We start from the raw sequence: 23650 nt of genomic DNA, 5'->3' as shown, positions 1-23650 counted from the left end.
ATGAGCGCATGATTCTTCCGACCGACGAACAGCGGCGCGATCCGGACGCCTGGCTCGCGCAGGTGCAGGCGCAGGAGCGCCGGGCCGCGCGCGGCAAGCTGCGCGTGTATTTTGGCGCGTCGGCCGGCGTGGGCAAAACCTACGCCATGCTGCTGGCGGCGCGCGAACTCCAGGCCGCCGGCCGTACCGTGTTGGTCGGCGTGGTCGAAACCCATGGCCGTGCCGAGACCGAATCCTTGCTCAAGGGGCTCGAGGTCCTGCCGCGCAAAACCGTCGACTACCGGGGCAAGGCCTTGACCGAGTTCGACATCGACACCGCGCTGCAGCGCCATCCGGAACTGGTGCTGGTCGACGAACTGGCCCATTCCAATGTGCCGGGGTCGCGCCACCCGAAGCGATGGCAGGACATCGAAGAGCTGCTCGACGCCGGCATCGACGTGTTCACGACGGTGAACGTGCAGCACCTCGAAAGCCTGAACGACGTGGTCGGCGGCATCACCGGCGTGCGCGTGTCCGAGACCGTGCCTGACACCGTGTTCGACGCCGCCAACGAGGTCGTGCTGGTGGACCTGCCGGCCGACGAACTGCTGGCACGGCTGAAGATGGGGAAGGTGTACCAGGCCCCACAGGCCGAGCGCGCCACCCTGAACTTCTTCCGCAAGGGGAACCTGATCGCGCTGCGCGAACTGGCGCTGCGCCGCACCGCCGACCGCATCGAGGACGACGTGCGCGCGTACCGGGTCGAAAAGTCGATCGATACGGTCTGGAAGACGGGCTGCGCGCTGCTGGCCTGTATCGGCCCGGGAGCCGACGCCGAGCGCGTCGTGCGCAGCGCGGCGCGGCTGGCCGGGCAACTGGGCGCGGACTGGCACGCCGTGTATGTTGAAACCCCGGCCTTGCAGCGTCTGCCGGCGGCTGCGCGGGAAGCGACCTTGAAGGCGCTCAAGCTGGCGCAAGAGCTCGGCGCCATCACGGCCGTCCTGCCCGGCGCCGAATTCGCCGTAGCCGCAGTCGAGTATGCGCGCAGCCACAACCTGTCGAAGATCGCCATCGGGCGTGATCCCCGCGCGTGGCCGTGGCGCCAGGCGCGAAGCCGCAGTTTCGCGCGCCTTGCGCCGGACATCGACCTGATTGAGGTCGCGGAATCAAACGACAGTGGTGCCGCCGTTGCCCCGCCCCGGCGGCTGGCAGTCATCGGCAGCCACCAGCGCAAGCTTGATCACCTGTGGGCGGCGCTGGCAGCCCTCGGCATGGCGCTGGCCGCCACTCCCACGATCGCTTATCTCGACCTGGCTAACATCGCCATGCTGTTCCTGCTCGTGGTGCTGCTGGTGGCCGTGCGCTGGGGCCGCGGCCCGTCGGTCACCGCGACTTGTGTCGGCGTGGCGTGCTTCGATTTTTTCTTCGTCCAGCCGCGCTTCACCTTCGCGATCTCGGACTTCCAATACCTGGTCACCTTCACCGTCATGCTCGCCGTGGGCCTCATCACGGGCCACCTGACGGCCGGCCTGCGCTTCCAGGCACGGGTCGCGTCCCAGCGTGAGGCACGTGTGCGCGCCTTGTACGAGTTTGCGCGCGCGCTGTCCGGTGTCCTGCAGACGGAGCAGATCCATGAAGCGACACGCGAGACAATCCAGTCTTCGTTCGGCGCCCGCACAGTATTGCTGCTGCCGGACGCCGAGGGCCGCTTGCAGCTCGCGTCCGCCGAGGACGTTGCTGTCGCGGTCGATCTCGGGATCGCACAGTGGGCCTATGACCATGCGACCAACGCCGGCATGGGAACTGACACCTTGCCGGCCAGCGGCGTGTTCTACCTGCCGTTGATCGCGCCCATGCGCACGCGCGGCGTGCTGGCCCTCGAATCGGACGAACCGCGCTGGCTGCTGGTGCCGGAGCTGCGGCGCCAGCTCGACACATTTGGCGCGCTGGCCGCCATCGCGCTCGAACGCGTGCACTACATCGACGTCGCGCAGGACGCGCTCATCCGGATCGAGTCCGAGCGGCTGCGCAACTCGCTGCTGGCGGCGCTCTCGCACGATTTGCGCACGCCGTTGACGTCGCTGGTGGCGCTGGCCGAATCGCTCGCAGTGTCCGCGCCCTCGTTGTCGGAGCAGCAGCGCCAGATGACGCAGGCGCTGCGCGACGAGGCGACGCGCATGAGTACGATGGTCTCGAACCTGCTCGACATGGCGCGTATCCAGAGCGGCGAAGTGAAGCTGAACCTGCAGTGGCAGCCGATCGAAGAGGTGGTCGGGAGCGCGCTGCGCGCCTGCCGCTTTGCGCTGTCCGGGCATCAGGTCGTCACGCGTGTGCCGGCCGACCTGCCGCTGGTGCGGTTCGACGCCGTGCTGATCGAGCGCGTGCTCTGCAACTTGCTGGAGAATGCGGGAAAATATACGCCGCCGGGCAGTACGTTGACGCTGTCGGCTCAACTGCACGGGGTGTGGCTGAACATCCTCGTGGAAGATAACGGGCCCGGCCTGCCGCCTGGGCAGGAAGAGGCAATTTTCGAGAAGTTCACGCGGGGCGAGCGTGAGTCGGCCAAGCCGGGCGTAGGTCTGGGCCTGGCCATTTGCCGAGCGATCGTGGAGGCCCATGGCGGTACGATCGGGGCCAGCGCGCGTCCGGAGGGCGGGGCGGCGTTCCTGTTCACGCTTCCGCTGGGGATGCCGCCTGCCATGCCGGCACTGGATGACGAGTTGGAAAACGAGGAAGAGCGCGAGGAAGAGCGTGACTGATCTTGCGAGTGTAACGCTGCTGGTGGAGGATGAACCGCATATCCGCCGTTTTGTCCGGGGTGCGCTGGAGCACGAGGGGTGGCACGTGCACGAAGCGGACGGCTACCGGCGCGGCCTGATGGACGCCGGCACCCGAAAGCCAGACCTGGTCATCCTCGACCTCGGTCTGCCCGATGGCGACGGCGTCGACTTCATCGCCGAACTGCGCAGGTGGTCGGCGGTTCCGGTCATCGTGCTGTCGGCCCGCGTCAACGAAGTAGAAAAGATCCGTGCGCTCGATGCGGGCGCCGACGACTATCTCACCAAACCGTTCGGGGTGGGCGAGCTGCTGGCGCGTGTGCGGGCATCGCAGCGGCGCCAGCGCTCGCCCGCGGCCGACGATGCCGGCCGCATCAGCTTTGGCGACGTGACCGTCGACTTGCAGAATCGCCGCGTCACCAAGGCGGGTGTGGTGGTGCGGCTGACCCCGACAGAACACCGGCTGCTCGCAGTCCTCGTCGGTAATGCAGGCAAGGTCCTGACCACACCCCAGCTGCTACGCGCGGTCTGGGGTCCGAACCAGTCCGAGCACGCGCACTATCTGCGCATCTACATGGGGCACCTGCGCCACAAGCTGGAAGACGACCCGGCGCAGCCCCGTTTCATGATCACGGAAACGGGTGTTGGCTACCGCCTGCAGCTTCCGTGAACCGCCCGTTTTGCGCGAGCTCATGTGGTTATTTGAGCGAGCTCGTGAGGTGTTAACTGAGGTGCTATCGCAAGTGATTGATTTTAAAGGGCTGCAACGCCCTGCAAAGCCGTCTAGACGGGTTCGATTCCCGTCCTCGCCTCCAGAATCAGAACGGGCCCCGAGTGGGGCCCGTTTCGTTTTGGGGGCACACCGCGCGAACGGTGAGGTGCACCTCACTGTGCCCCCCGAATTCCCGCCACGCGTCCACTGCACCCCAGCTTCGGCCTTCTCTAAGGAAGCTGCCATAGTTGGCTATACTGCATGCGATGTCGATTCTGAAGGAACGTACGTGTTGAACCAATGGATGATTGCCTCCGCCGGTGCCCTGAAGACGCTGGTTTTCGTGCTGGACCTGGGAGGCACGTTTGTGTTTGCGCTCAGTGGCGCGCTGGCGGGTGTCAAACGCGGGCTCGATTTCTTCGGGATCGTCGTCCTGTCCTTTGCTGCGGCCAGTTCCGGAGGGATCGCGCGCGACCTGTTGATTGGCGCCACGCCGCCTGCTGCCATCAGCGACTGGCGGTACCTCGTGGTGGCCCTGTTCGCCGGCACCATGACCTTCTTTTGGCATGCCGCAATCGAGAAAGTGCATGATTCCGTCCTTGTGTTCGATGCCGCGGGCCTGGCCCTGTTCGCAGTTGCCGGCACACAAAAGGCACTGGCGTTCGACCTCAACCCCGTGATGGCTGCCGTCCTCGGGATGGTCACCGGCATCGGCGGCGGTATCGTGCGCGACGTGCTGCTCAATGAAGTGCCCGCCGTGTTGCGAGCCGAGATCTACGCCGTGGCCGCGCTGGCTGGCGCCATGGTCGTGGTGGTGGGCTACTTGTTGTCGTTGCCGACCACGGCAGTCGCGCTGGTCGGCGCCTTCCTCTGTTTCGCGATTCGCATGCTCGCCCTTCGGCGCAAGTGGCAGTTGCCGCGGGTACCGCGCGGGCGCTAGTACCTTTGTAATCGGGCACGCCGGCGGCAAGGGCTATACTGGATCGCATCTCCGTGATCGGGAGGCGTGATGAATATCCAGCATACGCAAGCCATCGACGGCGTCCTTTCACCTCTCAAGGGCCTGCTTCCTGCACTTGAGGCGCTCTACACCGATGTGCACGCTCATCCGGAATTGTCGATGCAGGAAGCGAGGACGGCGGCGCTGGCGGCGGATCGCCTGCGCGCCGCGGGCTTTGACGTCACGACCGGGGTGGGCAAGACCGGCGTGGTCGGTTTGCTACGCAACGGCCCGGGCCCGACCGTGATGCTACGTGCCGACATGGATGCGCTCCCGGTCCGCGAAATGACGGGCTTGCCGTATGCCAGCACGATCACCGCGCAGGACCGCGATGGCGCAACGGTTCCCGTGATGCATGCCTGTGGACACGACATGCATGTGGCCTGGCTGGCGGGCGCAATCGCTGTGCTGGCCCAGGCACGCCATGCCTGGAGCGGGACATTATTGGCAGTGTTCCAGCCGGGCGAGGAGACGGCGGAAGGCGCGCGGGCGATGATCGACGACGGCTTGTTTGCCCGGTTTCCGAAGCCGGATGTCGTGCTTGGCCAGCACGTCATGGTTGGCTGCGCAGGGGATATCGGCGGCCGGACCGGCACCATCACCTCCGCTGCCGACAGCCTGCAGATCCGCCTGTTCGGACGGGGCGCCCACGGCTCCATGCCACAGTCGAGCATCGATCCGGTGGTGATGGCTGCCGCAACGGTGCTGCGTCTGCAAACCATCGTGTCACGCGAACTTTCCCCCAACGAAGCGGCGGTGGTCACGATCGGCGCACTCCAGGCCGGGACCAAGGAAAATGTGATTCCGGACGAAGCGATCCTCAAGCTGAACGTCCGAACATACGACGAGAACGTGCGCAAGCGTGTACTGGGGGCCATTGAACGGATCGTCAATGCCGAGGCGGCAGCATCCGGCGCGCCCAAGCCGCCGGAAATAACCCCATTGGACAGCTATCCGATGGGCTCCAACGATGCCGATGCGAGCAAGCGCATCGTCGAGGCCTTCCGTGCCTATTTCTCGCCAGACCGCGTTCACGTAACGGGACCCACTTCAGCAAGCGAAGATTTCGGATCGTTTGGACAGGAGTGGCACGTCCCATCGGTATTCTGGTTCGTGGGTGGCGTCGACCCCGGGGTGTACGCCAAGGCCAAGGCCGCCGGCGAAATCAGCAAGATCCCAAGTAATCACAGCCCATATTTTGCGCCGGTAATTCACCCGACCTTGGAAACGGGCGTCCAGACACTGGTGGTCGCCACGCTGGCATGGTGCGGGCGTGGCGACGGTCTGCAGTGCGCGGCGTCACCGGACGACAGCAATAACACGCACGGCGGCGTGTAGCAGCAGGTTCAGCCCTGTCGCGCCAGTTCGGCCAACCGCTGGCAGTCCACAACCAGGCGGCGTTCGTCCACATTGGTCACGCCCAGCAGCAAACCGCGTGGTTGTGGGGCGTGCGCATACCAGGGGGACAACGGTGTTGGCGCAAGGCCGAACGACAGTGCACGCAGCGCAAGGTCCACGTCCGACACGGGAGTGCGTAGCCGTGCCAGCACCGCCATGCCCGCCGTCGCCTGCACATCGAGCACATCCGCGGCCACCTCGCGCAAACAGCGCACCAGCGCCTGCCGGCGCGCGGCATACAGCCGCTTCATGCGGCGCAGATGGCGAAGGTAATGCCTGTCACGCAGAAAACTGGCGACGGCGCATTGGATGGTCGCGGCCGGCGCCGGCGCCAGGCAGGCTGCCAGGTCGCCGAAGCGGGCCACCATGTCCGGCGGCACGACCAGGAAGCCCAGGCGCAAGGCCGGGCTGATCGTCTTGCTGAATGTGCCGCAGTGAAGCACTTGCCCGTCGTCGAGCGACGCCAGGGCCGGGGCGGCCCGACCTTCCAACTGCAGCTCACTCAAATAATCGTCCTCGACGATCCAGGCGTCGTTGCGGCGGGCCCATTCAAGCAATGCCAGCCGGCGGGCCAGCGACATCGTGACGCCAAGCGGCGCCTGTTGGCCCGGGGTGACGACAGCCAGGGCCGCATCGGCCGCGATACCAATGCCGGCCGCGATATCCAGTCCTTGATCGTCCACAGGGACCGACGCGGTGGCCATCCCTGCCAATGTCAGCGCGGTGCGCGTCAGTGGGAACCCGGGATCCTCGACCCAGGCCTTCTTGCCTTCCAGTCCGAGGCCGCGGATCGCCAGCCCGAGCGCTCCCGAAAAGCCGGCTGTGACCAGCACCTGCGACGGGCTGCATCGAATGCCACGGGCAATGGCCAAATAGGCCGCGATTTCGCGTCGTAAATCGGGCTCGCCACGGGGATCCGGGTAGCTGACCGCCGCCAGCGCAGTGCGGCGGGCCTCGCGGGTAACGATGCGCGACCACAGCTTATAGGGAAACGCATCCTGGGCGGGCACGCCCATCTGGAACGGCAGCGGCGGCTTGCCAAAGTCGCGGAAGAGATCGAGCATCGTTGATGGCCGCGGTGTCCATTCCGATGCACTGGACAGCGACGGGCGCTGCGCCACGCGCGTGCCGGCCGCGCCCAAGCCTACGGCCAGCTGCTCATCGATAAGTCGTTCATAGGCGATGCGCACCGTGCCACGCGAGACGCCCAGTTGCGCGGCCAGGTCGCGCCAGGAAGGCAGCTTTGCATTGGCCGCCAACTTCCCTGATTCAATGGCCTCGCGCACTGCAGTGTAGATCTGCGTCGCCAGGGGTGTCTTCTTGGAGCGGTCCAGACCGATGGAAAGGGAAGTCATCGTTCATGGTACATCGAAACGCGCAAATCTTGGCACTGTTTTTGGGCCACGCACGGGCGCAAGCTGTGGCCTGCGGAATCAACCGCGTGAACCAAACCCGAGCCGGCACGATCGCATGGAGCGATGGCCGCTCACCGAAAGGAGATATCGAATGACGCAGCGCATGGATTACAACGCGGCCACACCGGCCGGCATGAAGGCAATGGGCGGGGTCTACGGCCACATCCTGCAAAGCGGACTGCCGAAGTTGCTGATCGACCTGGTCTATCTTCGCGTTTCGCAGATTAACGGCTGCGCCTACTGCATCGACATGCACTCGCGTGACCTCTTGAAGGAGGGCCTCGCGCTCGAGAAGCTGGTCCTCGTTCCTGGCTGGCGCGAGGGCGGATCATTGTTCGATGCAACGGAACGCGCGGCACTTGCCTGGGCGGAGACCGTGACCCTGGTCGCAGAAACGGGTGTTCCGGACGAAGACTATCGCGCGGCCGCCGCAGTGTTCGGTCAACAACAGTTGGCTGATCTTACGATTGCGATTGGCCTGATGAATGCCTATAACCGGATGGCGATCAGCTTCCGGGCAGTCCCGGCAGCGGTGGCCAGCCATGAGCGGCGGTGATGCGATGAGCAACCCTGAGATGTTGGGCGTGAAGGTGCCGGACAGTAGCATCGCGCGCGACATTACCCAGCTCGTGTGTGACACCGAAAGCGACATGCTGTTCCAGCACTCGCGGCGCGTCTTCTATTGGGGCGCGATGATCGGGCAACGCATGGGCCTGAAGTTTGACCCTGAGCTGCTGTACGCCGCCGCCATGTTCCACGATATCGGCATCACGCCTCGTTACCACGAGAGCCAGCTCCGCTTCGAGGTGGACGGCGCGAACGCGGCGCGTGATTTCTTGCGTGGGCGCGGAATCGCGGCCGCCGACGTGGAGAAGGTGTGGCTGGCCATTGCGCTGCATACGACTCCCGGCATTCCCGAACACATGCATCCCGAGATCCGCCTGGTGCAAGCGGGCGCGGGAATGGACATGACTGGACGGGGATACGAAGATTTTACGGAGGAGGAGCGCGCGGCCGTTCTTACCGCCTGTCCCCGCGGCCATGATTTCGCACGGGACGTGATCGACACGTTTTATGACGGGCTAAAACATCGGCCTGCCAGCACCTTCGGCACGTTCAATGACGATTTTCTCGCAGCGAAGGATCCTGCCTTCAGGCGCGGCAATCTCTGCACCATCATTCTTGGATCACCCTGGCATTAATCGGTCCTGTGCTCGGTGCACGGCCGCCCAGCGAACCAAGCTTGTCCGGATTGCGCACCATATAGATCGCAGCGATGCGGCCATCGCGCAGCTCGAATGAACTGACCGAATCCGGAACGCCGTCGCGCCAGGTCAGCAAGCCCGGTTCGCCGTTGACCATGATGATCTCGTGGCGTCCTCGTTCGGTCCACTTGCGCTCGATGCCGGCCACCAGGCGCGCCACGCGTGCCGCGCCTGCCACGACGCGCACCGTGGCCCTGACCTTGCCGCCGCCGTCGCCGGTATAGGTGGCGTCGTCGGTGAGCAGGGCCAGCACCTGCTGCGGGTCGTGCGAGCGTGCCGCCTCGATGAATCGTCCCAGCAGTTCCAGGTGCGCTTCGCGCTCGACCGTAAAGCGTGGCCGCGCCGCGCGCACCCGCTCGCGCGCACGCTGCAGGATCTTGCGGCACGCGGCCTCGGTCTTGCCCACCATGGCAGCCACCTCGGCGTAGTCCACGTCGAATACCTGGTGCAGCAGGAATACCGCCCGTTCTTCCGGGCCAAGGCGTTCGAGCATCAGCAGGAAGGCGGTCGAGATGTCGCTTGCCAGTTCCACCGCCTCGGCCGGAGAAGCCGCCTGCGATTCGAGCAGCGGCTCGGGTAGCCAGGGGCCAACGTAACGCTCGCGCTCGGTCATCACGCCACGCAGGCGGTCGATCGACAGCCGCGTGACGACCGTGACCAGCCAGGCCTCCGGGGTGTGGGCGTCTTGCGCCCCGCGCATGTGCCAGCGCAGCCAGGCTTCCTGGACGATGTCCTCGGCTTCCGTGCGCAGGCCGAGCATGCGGTAGGCGATCCCGAACAGGCGCGGGCGCAGGTGGTGAAAGGTGTCGGTTGCGGTGTCCATGTCTCTCTAGACGGGTGATGTGCTGCGCGTGTGACAGGTCCGGGGAAAAATAATGCGTGGCCATCCTGTCACAAGACCGCCGTCACTGTCGTCTAAACAGTGCGAGCCGCTGGACGAAAGCCGCGTCCTGCTGGGATACAATGACACGAAGTTCAACATGAAGAAAGGAGGCCGCCGTGTGCAATTCAATCCTGCCGGGTGAAACGAGGGCCTTGCTTTCGACGTGGCGATCGCATGGGCGTCGCTCGGTGGATCATCCACATGTCATCGATCGAGCAAACGACTACCATGCAAGTCATACCTACCCTGTATTTTCCCGGCCTGTGCGCCGAAGCGATTTCGTTCTACCGTGAGCACCTTGGCGCCGAGGTGCTGTTCCAGCTGACGGCCGGCGGCGCGCAGCCGGAATATCTGCCGCCCGGAAGTCCCGGCAAGATCATCCGCGCCGGGCTGCGCATTGGCGACACCGTGGTGTACCTGTCCGAAGGCCATCATGGCGGCGTGCCTGCTTTCCAGGGCGTTTCGCTTGCGCTCCACCTGGCAAATCAGCACGAGGCCGCGCGCATCCTGCACGCTCTGGGTGCGGGCGGTTCCATCCGTGTCCCATTGCGCGAGACGGCTTGGGCTGATTCCTTCGGCGCTGTTACTGACCGCTACGGCGTGTACTGGACGGTGGAGGTTCAAGGGGCACGCCAGCGCGCTGTTTAGTTCCTCGTAGCGCGCAAGGAGAATGCCGCAATCGGCCGCGGCATTCTCGCCGCGCCTGCACCCCGGCGCCAGCGTCAGGCCGGGCTGTCTTTCATGTACACCAGCCCCCAGTTGTGCCCATCGAGGTCTTCGAACCCATAGCTGTACATGAAGCCATAGTCCTCCGGCGGGTGCGGGGCCTTGCCGCCGTTGGCGATGGCCCTGGCCACCAGCTCGTCCACCTCCTGCTGGCTCTCGCAGCTCAGGCAGAGCAGCGCTTCGGTTTGCTCGTGCGCGTTGATGATGGCCTTCCTGGTCAGGGTCTTGAAGAAGTCCTCGGTCAGCAGCATCGCGAGAATGCTGTTCTCCGAAATCACCATGGCTGCGCCATGCTCGTTGGTGAACTGCGGGTTGAACGTATAGCCCAGCGCGGAGAAGAAGGCTTTTGACTTCTCCAGGTCCTTGACCGGCAGGTTCACGAAAATCTGCTTGTTCATGGTGATTCCTTTTCAGGGGTGAAAATACCTTGTCGAACGGGGAAGCATGAAATCGACACGCGGCGCCGCAATTTTTCGATCTGATGCGCCGCCTTGCAGGATTGTCATCAAACTGACACAGCCGTTCGCTACATTCTTGGCCATCCGCGGCAGAGCGCCGCTACCGTCTCTACGACCAAGGAGCCACAGAATGACCCAAGACCACGACCTGTCCCGCCGCCGCATTATGCGCCTGTTCGGGGCAGCCCCAATGCTGCCGTTCACTTCGTTTGGCGCCGGCGCGTTGCTCGCCGGCTGCGGCAGCGACAATGGCCCGGTTGCCGACGCCACGCCGCCCGCGCCCGTCAACCTGGCCAGCGTCACCTTCAGCGCCACCCCCGCGCCGACGCTCGCCAACGCGGCTGCCATGGCCACCACCAACGTGGCCTCGACCATGACGGTCAGCTTCAGCGACAGCAGCAAGATCGATTTCAAGCTGTCCTACCAGCCCTTCTTCATCACGGGCGACATGGTCGCGGACGGCAAGGGCGGCAAGATCCTGGCCGGCGGCTACTATGACATCAACAACAAGCCGATCATGGACACCACGGTGGCCGGCAAGGAGCGCCAGTTCTTCTCCGATTCGCCGGACGGCACCTCGCTGCTCTCCGTCCCGAATGCGACGGTGCCCGGCGTGAAGGGCAATACCGTGTTCGCGGTGGTGCAGTTCGAGTACACCACCTGGGCCCAGGACGGCGTGACCGGCATGTACGGCCGCCTGCCGTCGCCGATCGCGATCCTGACGCTGGATCAGGACCGCACCACCGGCAAGCTCTCGCTGGTGAAGTACTACAACGTGGACACCTCGGGCGCCAACGGCCTGTGGATCACCTGCGGCGCCAGCCTGTCGCCGTGGGGTACGCACCTTTCGAGCGAGGAATACGAGCCGAACGCATTCACCGCCGATACCGACGCCCAGTTCAAGGCATTCAGCAAGAACCTGTACGGTAGCGAGACCGCGGCCAAGGCCTACAACTACGGCCACCTGCCGGAAGTGACGGTCAACCCGGACGGCACCGGCTCGATCAAGAAGCACTACTGCCTGGGCCGCATCTCGCACGAGCTGGTGCAGGTGATGCCGGACAACCGCACCGTGTTCATGGGCGACGACGCCACCAACAGCGGCTACTTCGTGTTCGTGGCGGACCGCGAGAAGGACCTGTCCTCGGGCACGCTGTACGTGGCCAAGGTCGGCGCCGGCTTTTCGCTCGACCCGGCAGCGCCGGCAGCGCCGCTCACCTGGATCAAGCTCGGCTCGGCCACCAGCGACGAGATCCGCGCGCTGGCCAACTCGCTCAAGCCGACCGACATCATGTCGCTGAAGACGGCCGACCCGCAGGACCCTGCCTACAAGAAGATCGTCGTCAACGGCAAGGTCGAGTGGATCAAGATCAACGCCGGCATGGAAAAGGCCGCCGCCTTCCTCGAAACGCACCGCTACGCCGCATTCGTGGGCGCGTCGATGGGCTTCACCAAGATGGAAGGCACGACTGTCAACATCAAGGGCAAGGTGGCTTACTCGGCGCTGCAGAACTGCGTGACCTCGATGGTCGCCGGGCACGCGCTGAATGTGCCGGGCAACGGCATCTCGATTCCCAAGATGCTCGATGCGGGCGCGGTGATGGCCTTGAGCCTGAAAGGCGGGCAGACGGATACGGACGGCGGCGCGATCAACAGCGAGTGGATGCCGGCCGATACCAAGGCGCTCCTGGTGGGCGAGGACCTGGCTGCAGCGGACGCGCTGGGCAACACCGCCAACCCGGAGCGCATCGCACAGCCGGACAACCTGAAGTTCTCGGAAAAGATGCGTACCCTGTTCATCGGCGAGGACAGCAGCCAGCACGTGACCAGCTTCCTGTGGGCCTACAACGTCGACACGAAGGTGCTGACCCGCCTGATGTCGGTGCCGGCCGGCGGCGAATCGACCGGCCTGCATGCAGTCGATGAGCTGAACGGCTGGACCTACATCATGAGCAATTTCCAGCACCCGGGCGACTGGGGCTCGGCCCACGCCGGCGTCAAGGCAACGCTCGACCCGCTGGTGCGCGCGAACTACAAGGACAAGTTCGGCGCGGCGGTCGGCTACCTGACCGCGGACGTGAGCCAGGTGAAGCTGGCGAAAGCGTAAGCCTCACCGGTTGAGGCTTCAAGGCGATCGCGCACGGCAACGGGCGCGATCGCTAGCGCTCGTGCGCGACGCGCGCCGCGAGCATCTCGAGCAGGGCCAGCCCGAACGGCCAGTCGCCCAGCTTCGATTCGGCGTTGATGTGCCCAAGGGCGCCAGCGTTGACGAATTCGCTTCCCCATTGCTGGGCCCAGTCGCGCGCGCCGCCGGCCGACAACCACGGGTCATTTTCGCTGCCGACCACCACCGACGGCACCGGCAGCGGGCCGAGCGCAAGCGCGCGCTGCAGGCCGAACTTGGCCGGGTCCGCCGGCGCGACCAGCAGCGCGCCCGCCAGCTGGGGAACGCCGGCCGCAATGCGGTGCACGGTTGCAAGGCAGCCGAAACTGTGGGCGACCACGATCGTTGGCCGCGCCGAGCGCTGCAAGGCATCGGCCACCTGCGCCGACCAGGCAGCCAGGTCCGGGCAGTCCCAGTCTCGTTGCCCGATCCGCTCGAACCAGGGATGCAGCGTTTGCCAGCGCGTCTGCCAGTGGCCCGCGCCGCTGCCATTGAGCCCCGGCGCGACCAGCACGCGAAAATCCTGCAACTGCGAACCCATCTCGTCTCCTTACCGCTGCATGCCCCAGCGCCGCACCGTCAGTCTTTCAATGGTGCCGAACACGAGGTTTTCAACCACCAGGCCGACGATGACGACCACCGCGAGCCCGGCAAACACCTTGTCGGTGTAGAGCTCGTTGCGGTTCTGAAAGATGTACCAGCCCAGCCCGCGCTCGCCAGACGTGCTGCCGAAGACAAGCTCGGCGGCGATCAGCGTGCGCCAGGCAAACGCCCAGCCGATCTTCAGGCCGGACAGGATCGACGGCAGCGCGGCCGGCACCAGCACCTGCCACACCAGCGCCAAGCCGCGCAGGCCGTACTGGCGTCCGGCCATGCGCAGCGTCTCGGGCACCGCGCGAAAGCCGGCGTAGGTGTTCAGGGCCAGCGGCCACAGCACCGAATGGACCAGCACGAACAGCAGGCTGGCCTTGCCCAGTCCGAACCACAGGAGCGCAAGCGGGAGCAGGGCGATCGCGGGCAACGGGCTGAGCATCGAATTCAAGGTGTCCAGCAGCTCCTGGCCCAGCCGCGTGGTCGCCGCCAGCGCGCTCAAGGCCAGCGCGCAGGCGGCCCCGATCAGGTAGCCTTGCAACAGTATGCCCAGCGAGGCGGCCAGGTTGCCGGCGAGCTCGCCCGAAGCAATGCCGGATGCCAGCGCCCTGGCGGTGGCGACGAAGCCGGGCAGCATCAGCTCGTTGCCCTGCCAGCGCGCGGCAGCCTCCCACAGCACGGCCAGCGCCGCCAAAATCAGCAGCCGGCGCGCCACCGTCACATGGGCCGCGCGCAGTAGCGGGGATGCAGGTGCGGCGTGCGGTGGCGCGGCGTCCGGCACGCGCTCGTATTCAGGCCGGATCGGCGGGGACAGCGGCGCGTTCATCGTACGCCCCCGATCGCGGCATCATGCGCGGCAGCGTGTGCTTCCTGGGCCCCGAACAGCAGGCCATGCACGCGCCGCACGGCTGCCTGGAACTCGGCGCCGGCGCTGTCCAGGTCGAACTGGTGGCTGTTGATCTCGGCGCGCACCTGTCCCGGGTGCGGCGACAGCAGCAGCACCCGGTTGCCCACCACCAGCGCCTCTTCGATTGAATGGGTGACGAACAGCAGGGTGAAGCGCACCTCGTCCCACAACGCGGCCAGCAGCTCCTGCATGCGGCGCCGCGTGAGCGCGTCGAGCGCCGCGAACGGTTCGTCCATCAGCAGCACTTCCGGCTGCATCGCCAGCGCCCGTGCAATCGCGACGCGCTGTTTCATGCCGCCCGAGAGCGTGTGCGGATAGGCGTCGGCACAATGCGCCAGCCCGACCTTGTGCAGCCAGTAGCTGGCCGCGGCCTTGGCCTGGGCGCGGCTCGCGCGGCCGCTGGCCAGCAGCGGGAACATCACGTTTTGCTCCACCGTTTTCCATTGCGGCAGCTGGTCGAATTCCTGGAACACGGCAATGCGATCAGGACCGGGGCCCAGTACCGGCTTGCCGTCCAGGCTGATGCTGCCTTCGGCCGGCGCCACGAAGCCACCCACAGCCTTGAGCAGCGTCGACTTGCCGCAGCCGGAAGGCCCGAGCAGGACGAAACGGTCGGCGCGGTGCACGTCGAAGCTGACGCGGTGGGTGGCGCGCACGGTGCGCCCGGCGGCGTTGTATTGCAGCGTCAGGCCGCGTGCGCGCAGCAGCGGTTGCGAGACCTGCAGGGCTTGCACGTTCATGTTGTGTGATCCTTGTCAGCTGCCGTTGGCGGTGGCGGCATCGTCGAAGAAGTAGTCGCGCCAGCTGCGCGGCTGGTGCTTGATTGCCCCGATCCGGTACAGGAACTGCGCCAGCGTGAAGGTGTTTTGCGGGACCACGGTGAACTGGACCTGCGGGTCCTTGATGGTCTTCACCAGCAGCGCGCGGTCGATGCCGCCCTTGTTGACGCGCAGGTAGGCATCGGCTGCGGCCTCGGGATTGGCGCGGATGAACGCCGCCGCCTCGGCCAGTGCCGCGACAAACGCGGCGTAGGTCTTCGGGTTCTCGGCGCGGAACTTCTCGGTCGCGTACAGCACCGTGGCCGAGCTGGGGCCGCCCAGCACGTCGTATGAGTTCAGCACCACGTGCGCGCTGCGGTTCTGCGCCAGCTCCTGGTCCTGGAACGGTGGCGAGGCGAAGTGGCTGGTGATTTCGGTCTTGCCGGCGATGACCGAGGCGGCGGCGTCCGGGTGCGGCAGCGCCTGGGTCAGGCGGTCGAGCCGGTTGAATTCCTTCTCGCCCCACTGTTTTGCGACGGCCAGCTGCAGGATGCGCGCCTGCACCGACACCGTGACCGCCGGCAGGGCAATGCGGTCCTTGTCCGTGAAATCCGCCAGCGTGCGCACCGCCGGGTTGTTGCTGACCAGGAGGTAGGGAAAACTGCCGAGCGATGCCACGCCCTTGACGTTCTGGCGGCCGTGGGTGCGGTCCCATACCGTGAGCAGGGGCGCGACGCCGGCGCCGGCCACGTCGATGGCGCCCGAGAGCAGCGCATCGTTGACGTTGGCGCCGCCGGACAGCCTGGTCCACTCGACCTGGATGTCGACGCCGCGCGCCTTGCCCTGCTTTTCGATCAGGTGCTGGTCCTGCGCCACGTTCAGCAGCAGGTACACCACGCCGTACTGCTCGGCGATGCGCAGCTTGCCCTCGGCGTGGGCGCTGGCTGCCGATAGCAGGGAGGCCGCGAGCAGGACCGGCGCGAGCGCACGGCGCAGCCCTTGTGTAAAGGAAGAACGGGACGTCATGGTCAGGCTTTCGTGATCAGGTAGAAGGGGGTATCGCCCTCGATGGTGGTGCGGTACAGCTTGCGGCGCTGGTTGTCGGGGCAGCCGGTGGCCAGGTGCATGACCGAGCGGTTGTCCCAGAACAGCAGGTCATGCGGCTGCCAGCGGTGGCGGTAGATGAATTCGGGGCGCACCGAATGGGCGAACAACTGGTCCAGCAGGTCGCGGCTCTCGTCTTCCGGAATGCCCAGGATGCGGGTGGTGAAGTGTTCGCTGACGAACAGCGCGTTGCGGCCGTTTTCCGGGTGGGTGCGCACGATCGGGTGCGCCACCGGCTTGACCTCGGCGACCTGTTCAAGCGTCAGCGCCGGGCGCCAGGGGCTGCGCTCCCGCAGCTCTTCGTAGTTGGCCAGGTAGCTGTGCTCCGCATGCCGCCCTTCGACGGCCCGGCGCAGCGCCAGCGGCAGCTCGTCCCAGGCCCGGTGCATGTTGGCGAACAGCGTGTCGCCGCCGGTGGCCGGCAGCTCCTGCGCATGCAGCATCGAGCCCAGGCTCGGCAGCGCCTTGTACGACAGGTCGGAGTGCCACATGCGCCCGGCGTCGCCAAGGCCGATCGGCTTGCCGTTTTCCTTGATGTTTGAGACCACCAGGATCTCCTCGTGGCCGGGCAGCTGGAACTGGCGCAGCACATGGATCTGCAGTGGGCCGAAGCGGCGGCTGAAGGCGATCTGCTGCTGCGGCGTGATGTGCTGGTCGCGGAACACCAGCACATGGTGGTCGAGGTGGGCACGGTGGATGCGCGCGAATTCTTCGTCGGGGAGCGGCGCGTGCAGGTCCAGGCCGAGCACCTCGGCGCCGAGCGCCGCATCGAAGCGGCGGATCGCGACCGGCGCGTGCGCTAAAACGGATTGGGGGAGGGCAGACATGATGATTCGCTGGCAGTTGTGACCTGGGCCATTCTAGGTATGCCAGGCAGCCAGGCCAACGAATCAAAACGCGCATCGATAGACGCGCCGCGCATCAGGCCGGAAGTGTTTATCGATATGCGTTTTTTGCCGGGTTGATGCCCGGCTCCGGCCTACAGCGCGCGCGTTCCCGCATTGACCATCTCGGCCGGGTAATAGCGGCGGTAGGCGTTGAGCAGCGCGTGGTTGCGGTTGGCGGCGCGGATCGCTTTTTCAAGGATCTTGCGGTCCGCCTCCGGGATGCGATTGGACAGGTACAGTCCGCCGTACGTCCACGGCAGTTCATCGAGCGGTTCGATCCGCAGGTTGGTCGCGATGTCGCTCACCCGCGGATCGACGACGGCCGCGCCGTACAGCGCGCTGGCGGGCATGATCGTCACGTCGGCCATGTTTGCTTTCAGCAGGCGCGCGACCTCGAGCGGATCCTTTTCCACGAGCAGCCGATGCTGGTCCTTCAGCTGATCGACCGCTTGCCTGTACGCCGGGCCGTAATCGAAGCCGCGCACCGCAGCCACGCGCAAGGCCGGCGTGGCCAGCAGTTCGGCCAACGAGTGGATGGCAGGGCGCGTGCTCCCCTTGAGCGACACCATGACTGACCTGGTTTGTACCAGCGGAATGAAAACGCCGAACTGATCGCGCTTTTCCGAGTGCGTGGAAGCGAGCATCACGTCCGCGTCGCCCTGTTCGAACATGAATTCGAGGCGCGCGCGCGGGACCTGGGGCATGTGCAGCCGGCAGCCCGCGCTGGCGGCTACCTGCTCGATGAACTCCACGAAGGCGCCGCCCGCCTTGTCGCCGTCCAGGGTCACCGAGAATCCCATGGGCGCGACCGGGACCTCCAGCGGGCGCGAGCAGCCGGCACTGGCCATCGACGATGCTATCGATAAAAGCAAAACTGTTAACAATCGAACGAGAGCCATCTGTTACTCAAAGGTTGAATGCGATCTGCCGCGTATTGTATCCGGTGCGAATGTCGTCAATTGCTGGCAATAGCAGAGTTTAACCCCGCAATTCGCCTTCAAGTGTCACGAATTGTTGCTTGGTGCACAGAAGCGGGGCGGCGCGGCCCGCAAGCCGCGGGTTGATTTCAACGGTGCAACACTTGATAGAATGCAGCCCATGCGTACCTCATTTGCCCTCGCCATGCTTGTCTTGTCCCTTGCCTTGTCCGGTTGCGGCACCCTGCGCACCGCCAGCCAGCTGGAGGACGGCGCCGGCGCCGAGGCCGCCCGCCTGTGGGACCGCTGGATCGAGGCCGGCGGCGACATCGCCACGACCACCACCTGGTCGCGCAAGGTCGCGCCCGGCGTTTCGGTCGCCGAGGTCGAGGAAGCGCTGGCCAGCGTGGCCGCCGAGGACAACGTGAAGGAGGTCGGCATGCTGCCGCTGTCGCGCGAGCTGGAAGCGCGCACCGGCAAGCCACAGCGCTTCCTCAAGGTCTATTCCTACTGCAACCCCGAGACCGCGCGCCAGATGGTGGACTTCAGCCCGGCCATGGCGGCCTACCTGCCATGCCGGGTCACGCTGGTCGAGCAGGCCGATGGCCTGTGGCTGTACACGCTCAACCTGGACATGCTGATCCACATGGGCCGCAAGATGCCGCCGGAGCTGCGCGCCTCGGCGCTGCGCATGCGCGGCACGATGGTCAAGTTGCTCGATCGCGGTGCGCGCGGGGAGTTCTGAGGAGCAAAAAATTTCTTGACATAAATTATGAAAACTCGGCAATATGCGCATATAGTCATATAGTAAATCGTGCGGCACGTATCGCACGAATGAGGAGACGAAGTGCGCCGTTGCCTGGTGTTGGTGGTCATGTTGCTGGCCGTTTGCGGCCTGCCGTTGGCGCAAGCCGCGGAGTCGATCGCGCTCACGCCGGTGCGCATTTCGGCACATGCCTGGATGTTCCAGGGCGAGGCCGGCATGGCCAGCCAGGCCAACAAGGGCTTCATGTCCAACGCCGGCTTCATCGTCACCGGCGACGGTGTGGTCGTATTCGACGCGCTCGCCACCCCTGTGCTGGGCCAGGCGATGGTCGATGCGATCCGCAGGATCACCACCGAACCGATCCGCCGCGTCATCGTCAGCCACTACCACGCCGATCACTTCTATGGCCTGCAGGCGCTCAAGGCGCAGGGCGCGCAGGTCTGGGCCCACGCCAATGGCAAGGCCACCCTGGCATCGGACGACACCCGCAGCCGCTTCGAGCAGCGCGTTGCCGACCTGGCCCCCTGGGTCAATCGCGACATGAAGCTGCTGCCGGCCGACCGCTGGCTGGCGCTCGCGCCCGGCGGCGAAGAGCGCTTTGCGATGGGCAAGCTGCATTTTCGCGTGATCGATTCCAGCGGCGCGCATTCGCCCGAAGACATCATGCTGTACGTCGAAGAGGACCGCCTGCTGTTTGCGGGCGACCTGTTCGTGACCGGCCGCATCCCGTTCGTCGGCACGGCCGACAGCGCGCGCTGGCTGGCGGCGCTCGATACCATGCTCGCGACCGATCCCGCGATCGCCGTTCCCGGCCATGGCGCGGCCTCGCGCACACCCGCCACCGACATCGCCTTCACACGCGACTACCTGCGCTTTTTGCGGCAGACGATGGGCGACGCGGTAGCGGCCATGACGCCGTTCGACGAAGCCTACGCGGCGACCGACTGGAGCCGCCTGCGCGATTATCCGGCGTTCGAGCAGGCCAACCGCATCAACGCTTACAACACTTACCTGCGCATGGAGCGCGAAAGCCTGGCGCCGCGCCAGCCGTGAAGGAGAGGACGATGAAAATAGTGCGCATCCTGGTTCTGGCCCTGCTGGCATGGGTCACCTTTGGCGCGGCGGCACGGCCGCTTTCGACGGGCGCCGCGCCCGCGCCGCGCGAGGAAAAGGTGGTGTACCACATCACCGACGCCAAGCTCGCGACGGGCGCGCTGAACAACATCCGCAACCACCTCAAGGCCAGTCCGGGCGTGAAGATCGTGGTGGTGGCCAACGGCGCCGGCATCGATTTCCTGCTCGAGGGCGCCACCAACGCCAACGGCAACCCCTACGACGCCACGGTGCAGGAGCTGGTCATGCGCAACCGCGTCGAATTCAGGGTCTGCAACAACACGCTGGAAGCACGCCACATCGACAAGAGCCGCGTGATCCCGGAAGCGACCATCGTGCCGTCCGGGGTGGCCGAGGTAACACGCCTGCAGCTGGAGGGATATGCGTACCTCAAGCCGTGACCGCGCCGCCGCCGTTGCCGGGGCCTTTGCTTTGCCTGTAACATCAGCGCTTTCATCGTCCCCCCAAGCAAACATGGATTCGAGCGGCAGCCAGGAGCTGGAACAGCTTTTCGAGGAAGTCTCGCATTACTTTGCGCTGCTGTCGCAACCGACGCGGCTGAAGATCCTGTACGCCGTGTGCCAGGGCGAGCGCTCGGTCAACGACATCGTGGCGCAAGTCCAGTCCACCCAGGCCAACGTGTCGCGCCAGCTGAACATGCTGTACCGCGCGCGTATCCTGGCGCGCCGCAAGGATGGCGCCCAGGTGTACTACCGCATCGAGGACCAGCGCACCGTTGAGCTGTGCAAGTCGGTCTGCGGGCGCGTGGCGGCACGCAGCGGCCGCGAAGTGCCCGGCGTAACAAGCTGAAGTTTTCAGTAGCAAGTGGTTCCAGAGTTTTTTGCAACAAACATATGCTGATATAGGCATATGCGCACATAACGATAGTTTGGTGGAGACGAGATGACAGACCGCAGCAAAACAGGACGCGTGCTGCGCGCGCCCGAGCACTTTGTCGACCCGGGGCTGGCCCAGGCCATCACCCGGGACGGACTGAACGAAGAACGGCGCGGCTTTTTGCGCAAGGGCTTCCTGGCCGCCAGCGCCGCCGTCGGCGCCGCTGCCGCCACTCCGGCGCTGGCGCAGGTGGGCGAGGGCGACCCGGCCATCCTGACCCTGCCGCCGCATTCGACCTCGTTGGGCAAACCGGTCGCGGCCAACCCCTACGGCGTGCCGTCCAAATACGAAGGCAACCTGCAGCGCCGCGAATCGCCGGGCCTGACCCGGGTGTCGCAGGCGTCGGTCGCGTTCACCCCGCTGCAGGGCCTGTTCGGCATCATCACGCCGAGCGGCCTGCACTTCGAGCGCCACCACCAGGGCTGGCAAGACATCGACCCGGCCCAGCATCGCCTGATGATCAATGGCCTGGTCAAGCAGCCCAAGGTGTACACGATGGACGACCTGATGCGCCTGCCGTCGGTCTCGCGCATGCACTTCATCGAATGCGGCGCCAACACGGCCATGGAATGGGGCAACGTGGCGGTGCCGACCGTGCAGTACTCGCACGGCATGCTCAGCTGCAGCGAGTTCACCGGGGTGCCGCTGTCGGTGCTGCTGGAGGACTGCGGCTTCGACAAGAAGAACGGCAAGTTCGTGCTGGCCGAAGGCGCGGACGGCTCGTCGATGACGCGCACGATCGACATGTCGCGCGCGCTGGACGACGTGCTGGTCGCATGGGGCATGAACGGCGAGATGCTGCGCCCCGAGAACGGCTACCCGCTGCGGCTGGTGGTGCCGGGCGTGCAGGGCGTCTCGTGGGTCAAGTGGCTGCGCCGCATCGAAGTGGGCGACCAGCCCTGGGCCAGCAAGGACGAAGCGGTGCACTACATCGACGCGATGCCGGACGGTTCCTACCGCCAGTACACCTCGATCCAGGAATGCAAATCGGTGATCACCACGCCGTCGGGCGGCCAGACCCTGGTCGGCCAGGGCTTCTACAACATCACCGGCCTGGCCTGGTCCGGGCGCGGCAGGATCAAGCGGGTGGACGTGTCGGCCGACGGCGGGCGCACCTGGCGCACCGCGCGCCTGGAAGGCCCGGTGCTGCCCAAGTGCCTGACGCGCTTTAACATCGACTGGGTGTGGGACGGCGGCCCGTGCGTGCTGCAGTCGCGCGCGGTGGACGAAACCGGCTACGTGCAGCCGAAGATCAACGAGCTGCGCGCGGTACGCGGTACGCGCTCGATTTATCACAACAACGCAATCCAGTCGTGGCAGGTGGCCGCATCGGGGGAGGTATCCAATGTCCAGGTCTACTAAGCTGCTGCTGGCACTGCTGCTGGCGGCCGGCGCCGCGCAGGCGCAACAACAGTTCCCCCACATCGGCCGCCCGGCCACGCCCAAGGAGGTCGCGTCCTGGGACATCGACGTGCGCCCCGATTTCAAGGGCCTGCCCAAGGGATCGGGCACGGTGGCCAAGGGCATGCAGGTGTGGGAAGGGCGCTGCGCTTCCTGCCACGGCACCTTTGGCGAATCGAACGAGGTGTTCACGCCGATCATCGGCGGCACCACCGCGGACGACATCAAGACCGGCCACGTGGCCGCGCTCAAGACCAACCGCCAACCGCAACGCACCACCATCATGAAGGTGGCCACTGTCTCCACGCTGTGGGACTACATCCACCGCGCGATGCCGTGGACCGCGCCCAAGTCGCTGTCCACCGACGAGGTGTACGCGGTGGTAGCCTACATCCTGAATATGGCCGAGATCGTGCCGGATGACTTCACGCTGTCCGACCAGAACATCGCCGAGGTGCAAAAGCGCATGCCCAACCGGAACGGCATGACCACCGCGCACGGCCTGTGGGACGTGAAGGGCAAGCCGGACGTGCACAGCGTGGCCTGCATGAAGAACTGCGCGCCAACCGAGCTGCATTCGACCCTGCCGGAGGTGTCGCGCAATGCGCACGGCAACCTGGCGCAGCAGAACCGCACGTTTGGCCCGGTGCGCGGGGTGGATACCACCGGCAAGCCGGCGCCGGCCGCCGCGGCAATCGCGCCGGCCCGCTCGCCGGCATTGGCGATCGCCGAGCAGAACGCTTGCCTGGCCTGCCATGACATGAAGAACAAGCTGGTCGGCCCCGGCTTTGCCCAGGTGGCCGAGCGCTACAAGGGCGACGTGAAGGCGCCGGCCGCGCTGGCGGCCAAGATCAAGGCCGGCGGCAGCGGCAACTGGGGCCAGGTGCCAATGCCGCCGCAGTCGCAGCTCAAGGACCTGGAAGTGCAGCAGCTGGTGGCCTGGATCCTGGGCGGCGCCAATTAATCAGGAAGTACGACGACAGTCGCGCGCCGCGCAAGCGGCTTTACAACGAGGAGAGCAGATGAACCAAAAACGACGCGAACTGTTGCGCATTGCAACAGTGATGGGCCTGGCGATCAGCGCCGGGATCATCAAGCCCAACGCAGCCATGGCTGCAGACTGGAACAGCAGCGGCTTCGATGCCAAGAGCCTGGCCGACGCACTCAAGACCATCGGTGCGGAAGGCGCCGCGATCAGCGCCGACGTCGCCGTCAACGGCCCGGCCATCGCCGAGAACGGCGCGGTGGTGCCGGTGCAGGTGACCAGCAGCCTGCCGGGCACCGAGTACATGGCGATCCTGGTGGAGAAGAACCCGAACCCGCTGTCGGCCGCGTTCACGCTGCCGGCCGGTACCGAAGCGGCGATCAGCACCCGCATCAAGATGGGCGGCACCTCCAACGTGCACGCGCTGGTCAAGGCCAACGGCAAGTGGTTCATCGCCAGCAAGGAAATCAAGGTCACGCTGGGCGGCTGCGGCGGCTGATGCCGGCGCCACCATCCATCCGTCAACCAAACAATCAAGGAATCGAAC

At 65.8% G+C, this 23650-nt stretch carries 24 protein-coding genes; 15 read left to right on the top strand and 9 right to left on the bottom strand.

The genetic code is table 11. The annotated features are described in order from the left end of the window. The first annotated feature begins 8 nt into the window (after window positions 1–8). The 4 genes from kdpD to NX774_RS02400 all read left to right on the top strand — a co-directional run bounded on the left by kdpD (window position 9) and on the right by NX774_RS02400 (window position 5806). The gene (gene kdpD, locus NX774_RS02415) at window positions 9–2738 is read left to right on the top strand and encodes a two-component system sensor histidine kinase KdpD (RefSeq protein ID WP_258820556.1); all 2730 of its coding nucleotides are present in this window, start codon (window positions 9–11) and stop codon (window positions 2736–2738) included. Continuing rightward, the gene (gene kdpE / locus NX774_RS02410) at window positions 2731–3426 is read left to right on the top strand and encodes a two-component system response regulator KdpE (RefSeq protein ID WP_258820555.1); all 696 of its coding nucleotides are present in this window, start codon (window positions 2731–2733) and stop codon (window positions 3424–3426) included. The genes kdpD and kdpE overlap by 8 nt, the downstream gene beginning before the upstream one ends. A 331-nt stretch (window positions 3427–3757) precedes the next feature. Then, window positions 3758–4408 (top strand): trimeric intracellular cation channel family protein, encoded by a 651-nt coding sequence (locus NX774_RS02405; protein ID WP_370660394.1) that lies wholly within the window; start codon window positions 3758–3760, stop codon window positions 4406–4408. Between the two features lie 69 nt (window positions 4409–4477). Continuing rightward, window positions 4478–5806, top strand: a complete 1329-nt coding sequence (locus NX774_RS02400; RefSeq protein WP_258820554.1) for a M20 family metallopeptidase — start codon at window positions 4478–4480, stop codon at window positions 5804–5806. A gap of 8 nt (window positions 5807–5814) precedes the next feature. Here the strand turns inward: NX774_RS02400 and pdxR are convergent, their stop codons facing one another. Next, entirely contained in the window at window positions 5815–7221 is a 1407-nt protein-coding gene (gene pdxR / locus NX774_RS02395; RefSeq protein ID WP_258820553.1) for a MocR-like pyridoxine biosynthesis transcription factor PdxR, read from the bottom strand. A gap of 151 nt (window positions 7222–7372) precedes the next feature. On the opposite strand from pdxR, the gene NX774_RS02390 reads away from it, so the two are divergent. Together NX774_RS02390 and NX774_RS02385 are read left to right on the top strand one after the other, a co-directional pair. After that, window positions 7373–7837, top strand: a complete 465-nt coding sequence (locus NX774_RS02390) for a carboxymuconolactone decarboxylase family protein (protein ID WP_258820552.1) — start codon at window positions 7373–7375, stop codon at window positions 7835–7837. Beyond that, window positions 7824–8483: an HD domain-containing protein gene (locus NX774_RS02385; protein WP_258820551.1), complete on the top strand. Its 660-nt coding sequence runs from the start codon at window positions 7824–7826 to the stop codon at window positions 8481–8483. Before NX774_RS02390 ends, NX774_RS02385 begins: the two co-directional genes overlap by 14 nt. Here the strand turns inward: NX774_RS02385 and NX774_RS02380 are convergent. Then, entirely contained in the window at window positions 8458–9369 is a 912-nt protein-coding gene (locus NX774_RS02380) for an RNA polymerase sigma-70 factor (protein ID WP_258820550.1), read from the bottom strand. The two genes, NX774_RS02385 and NX774_RS02380, sit on opposite strands and share 26 nt — an antisense overlap. Window positions 9370–9630: 261 nt before the next feature. Between NX774_RS02380 and NX774_RS02375 the strand changes: the two genes are divergently transcribed. Next, the gene (locus NX774_RS02375) at window positions 9631–10077 is read left to right on the top strand and encodes a VOC family protein (protein WP_258820549.1); all 447 of its coding nucleotides are present in this window, start codon (window positions 9631–9633) and stop codon (window positions 10075–10077) included. 74 nt (window positions 10078–10151) lie between these two features. On the opposite strand, the gene NX774_RS02370 is transcribed toward NX774_RS02375, so the two are convergent. Beyond that, window positions 10152–10553, bottom strand: coding sequence for a VOC family protein (locus NX774_RS02370; RefSeq protein WP_258820548.1), 402 nt, complete (start codon window positions 10551–10553; stop codon window positions 10152–10154). Window positions 10554–10743: 190 nt separating this feature from the next. Between NX774_RS02370 and NX774_RS02365 the strand changes: the two genes are divergently transcribed. Next, window positions 10744–12720 carry a PhoX family protein gene (locus NX774_RS02365; RefSeq protein WP_258820547.1) on the top strand — a complete coding sequence of 659 codons (1977 nt, stop codon included), beginning with the start codon at window positions 10744–10746 and terminating at the stop codon, window positions 12718–12720. 52 nt (window positions 12721–12772) lie between these two features. On the opposite strand, the gene NX774_RS02360 is transcribed toward NX774_RS02365, so the two are convergent. The 6 genes from NX774_RS02360 to NX774_RS02335 form a co-directional block, all read right to left on the bottom strand. Further along, the gene (locus tag NX774_RS02360) at window positions 12773–13318 is read right to left on the bottom strand and encodes an RBBP9/YdeN family alpha/beta hydrolase (RefSeq protein WP_258820546.1); all 546 of its coding nucleotides are present in this window, start codon (window positions 13316–13318) and stop codon (window positions 12773–12775) included. A gap of 9 nt (window positions 13319–13327) precedes the next feature. Next, window positions 13328–14194 (bottom strand): ABC transporter permease, encoded by an 867-nt coding sequence (locus NX774_RS02355; RefSeq protein ID WP_258820545.1) that lies wholly within the window; start codon window positions 14192–14194, stop codon window positions 13328–13330. Further along, a complete protein-coding gene (locus tag NX774_RS02350) occupies window positions 14191–15015 on the bottom strand; it encodes an ABC transporter ATP-binding protein (protein WP_258820544.1) in 825 nt (274 codons plus the stop codon). The genes NX774_RS02355 and NX774_RS02350 overlap by 4 nt, the downstream gene beginning before the upstream one ends. Window positions 15016–15030: 15 nt before the next feature. Further along, entirely contained in the window at window positions 15031–16059 is a 1029-nt protein-coding gene (locus NX774_RS02345; protein WP_258820543.1) for an ABC transporter substrate-binding protein, read from the bottom strand. A gap of 2 nt (window positions 16060–16061) precedes the next feature. Then, a complete protein-coding gene (locus tag NX774_RS02340) occupies window positions 16062–16964 on the bottom strand; it encodes a TauD/TfdA dioxygenase family protein (RefSeq protein ID WP_258820542.1) in 903 nt (300 codons plus the stop codon). A 152-nt stretch (window positions 16965–17116) separates the two neighbouring features. Further along, a complete protein-coding gene (locus NX774_RS02335) occupies window positions 17117–17872 on the bottom strand; it encodes a substrate-binding periplasmic protein (protein WP_258820541.1) in 756 nt (251 codons plus the stop codon). Window positions 17873–18122: 250 nt separating this feature from the next. Between NX774_RS02335 and NX774_RS02330 the strand changes: the two genes are divergently transcribed. The 7 genes from NX774_RS02330 (at window position 18123) to soxY (ending at window position 23602) form a co-directional block, all read left to right on the top strand. After that, window positions 18123–18686, top strand: a complete 564-nt coding sequence (locus tag NX774_RS02330) for a DUF302 domain-containing protein (protein ID WP_258820540.1) — start codon at window positions 18123–18125, stop codon at window positions 18684–18686. A 102-nt stretch (window positions 18687–18788) separates the two neighbouring features. Then, the gene (locus NX774_RS02325) at window positions 18789–19760 is read left to right on the top strand and encodes an MBL fold metallo-hydrolase (RefSeq protein ID WP_258820539.1); all 972 of its coding nucleotides are present in this window, start codon (window positions 18789–18791) and stop codon (window positions 19758–19760) included. 11 nt (window positions 19761–19771) lie between these two features. Continuing rightward, window positions 19772–20221 carry a DsrE family protein gene (locus NX774_RS02320; RefSeq protein ID WP_258820538.1) on the top strand — a complete coding sequence of 150 codons (450 nt, stop codon included), beginning with the start codon at window positions 19772–19774 and terminating at the stop codon, window positions 20219–20221. 73 nt (window positions 20222–20294) lie between these two features. Continuing rightward, complete coding sequence (locus NX774_RS02315) at window positions 20295–20630, top strand: ArsR/SmtB family transcription factor (protein ID WP_258820537.1); 336 nt, start codon at window positions 20295–20297, stop codon at window positions 20628–20630. A gap of 93 nt (window positions 20631–20723) precedes the next feature. Further along, complete coding sequence (gene soxC / locus NX774_RS02310) at window positions 20724–22079, top strand: sulfite dehydrogenase (RefSeq protein WP_258820536.1); 1356 nt, start codon at window positions 20724–20726, stop codon at window positions 22077–22079. Next, the gene (locus NX774_RS02305; RefSeq protein ID WP_258820535.1) at window positions 22063–23082 is read left to right on the top strand and encodes a c-type cytochrome; all 1020 of its coding nucleotides are present in this window, start codon (window positions 22063–22065) and stop codon (window positions 23080–23082) included. The genes soxC and NX774_RS02305 overlap by 17 nt, the downstream gene beginning before the upstream one ends. Before the next feature lie 58 nt (window positions 23083–23140). After that, window positions 23141–23602, top strand: a complete 462-nt coding sequence (gene soxY / locus NX774_RS02300) for a thiosulfate oxidation carrier protein SoxY (RefSeq protein WP_258820534.1) — start codon at window positions 23141–23143, stop codon at window positions 23600–23602. Window positions 23603–23650 lie beyond the last annotated feature (48 nt).

Origin of the sequence: Massilia agilis (assembly GCF_024756255.1) — a bacterium.
In the GTDB taxonomy this organism is placed as follows: Bacteria; Pseudomonadota; Gammaproteobacteria; order Burkholderiales; family Burkholderiaceae_D; genus Telluria; species Telluria agilis.
The sequence above is the reverse complement of the archived record's forward strand: the minus strand, read 5'-3'. Positions and strand labels throughout refer to the sequence as shown.

Bases quoted from the DNA above. Each gene is read 5' to 3' on its own strand.
- kdpD (WP_258820556.1), top strand. From the start codon at position 9: ATGATTCTTCCGACCGACGAACAGCGGCGCGATCCGGACGCCTGGCTC.
- NX774_RS02380 (WP_258820550.1), bottom strand. From the start codon at position 9,369: ATGGACACCGCAACCGACACCTTTCACCACCTGCGCCCGCGCCTGTTC.
- NX774_RS02320 (WP_258820538.1), top strand. From the start codon at position 19,772: ATGAAAATAGTGCGCATCCTGGTTCTGGCCCTGCTGGCATGGGTCACC.
- NX774_RS02375 (WP_258820549.1), top strand. From the start codon at position 9,631: ATGTCATCGATCGAGCAAACGACTACCATGCAAGTCATACCTACCCTG.
- NX774_RS02315 (WP_258820537.1), top strand. From the start codon at position 20,295: ATGGATTCGAGCGGCAGCCAGGAGCTGGAACAGCTTTTCGAGGAAGTC.
- NX774_RS02390 (WP_258820552.1), top strand. From the start codon at position 7,373: ATGACGCAGCGCATGGATTACAACGCGGCCACACCGGCCGGCATGAAG.
- NX774_RS02350 (WP_258820544.1), bottom strand. From the start codon at position 15,015: ATGAACGTGCAAGCCCTGCAGGTCTCGCAACCGCTGCTGCGCGCACGC.
- pdxR (WP_258820553.1), bottom strand. From the start codon at position 7,221: ATGACTTCCCTTTCCATCGGTCTGGACCGCTCCAAGAAGACACCCCTG.
- NX774_RS02340 (WP_258820542.1), bottom strand. From the start codon at position 16,964: ATGTCTGCCCTCCCCCAATCCGTTTTAGCGCACGCGCCGGTCGCGATC.
- NX774_RS02385 (WP_258820551.1), top strand. From the start codon at position 7,824: ATGAGCGGCGGTGATGCGATGAGCAACCCTGAGATGTTGGGCGTGAAG.
- NX774_RS02400 (WP_258820554.1), top strand. From the start codon at position 4,478: ATGAATATCCAGCATACGCAAGCCATCGACGGCGTCCTTTCACCTCTC.
- NX774_RS02305 (WP_258820535.1), top strand. From the start codon at position 22,063: ATGTCCAGGTCTACTAAGCTGCTGCTGGCACTGCTGCTGGCGGCCGGC.
- NX774_RS02330 (WP_258820540.1), top strand. From the start codon at position 18,123: ATGCGTACCTCATTTGCCCTCGCCATGCTTGTCTTGTCCCTTGCCTTG.
- NX774_RS02370 (WP_258820548.1), bottom strand. From the start codon at position 10,553: ATGAACAAGCAGATTTTCGTGAACCTGCCGGTCAAGGACCTGGAGAAG.
- NX774_RS02335 (WP_258820541.1), bottom strand. From the start codon at position 17,872: ATGGCCAGTGCCGGCTGCTCGCGCCCGCTGGAGGTCCCGGTCGCGCCC.
- NX774_RS02360 (WP_258820546.1), bottom strand. From the start codon at position 13,318: ATGGGTTCGCAGTTGCAGGATTTTCGCGTGCTGGTCGCGCCGGGGCTC.
- NX774_RS02365 (WP_258820547.1), top strand. From the start codon at position 10,744: ATGACCCAAGACCACGACCTGTCCCGCCGCCGCATTATGCGCCTGTTC.
- NX774_RS02355 (WP_258820545.1), bottom strand. From the start codon at position 14,194: ATGAACGCGCCGCTGTCCCCGCCGATCCGGCCTGAATACGAGCGCGTG.
- soxC (WP_258820536.1), top strand. From the start codon at position 20,724: ATGACAGACCGCAGCAAAACAGGACGCGTGCTGCGCGCGCCCGAGCAC.
- NX774_RS02345 (WP_258820543.1), bottom strand. From the start codon at position 16,059: ATGACGTCCCGTTCTTCCTTTACACAAGGGCTGCGCCGTGCGCTCGCG.
- soxY (WP_258820534.1), top strand. From the start codon at position 23,141: ATGAACCAAAAACGACGCGAACTGTTGCGCATTGCAACAGTGATGGGC.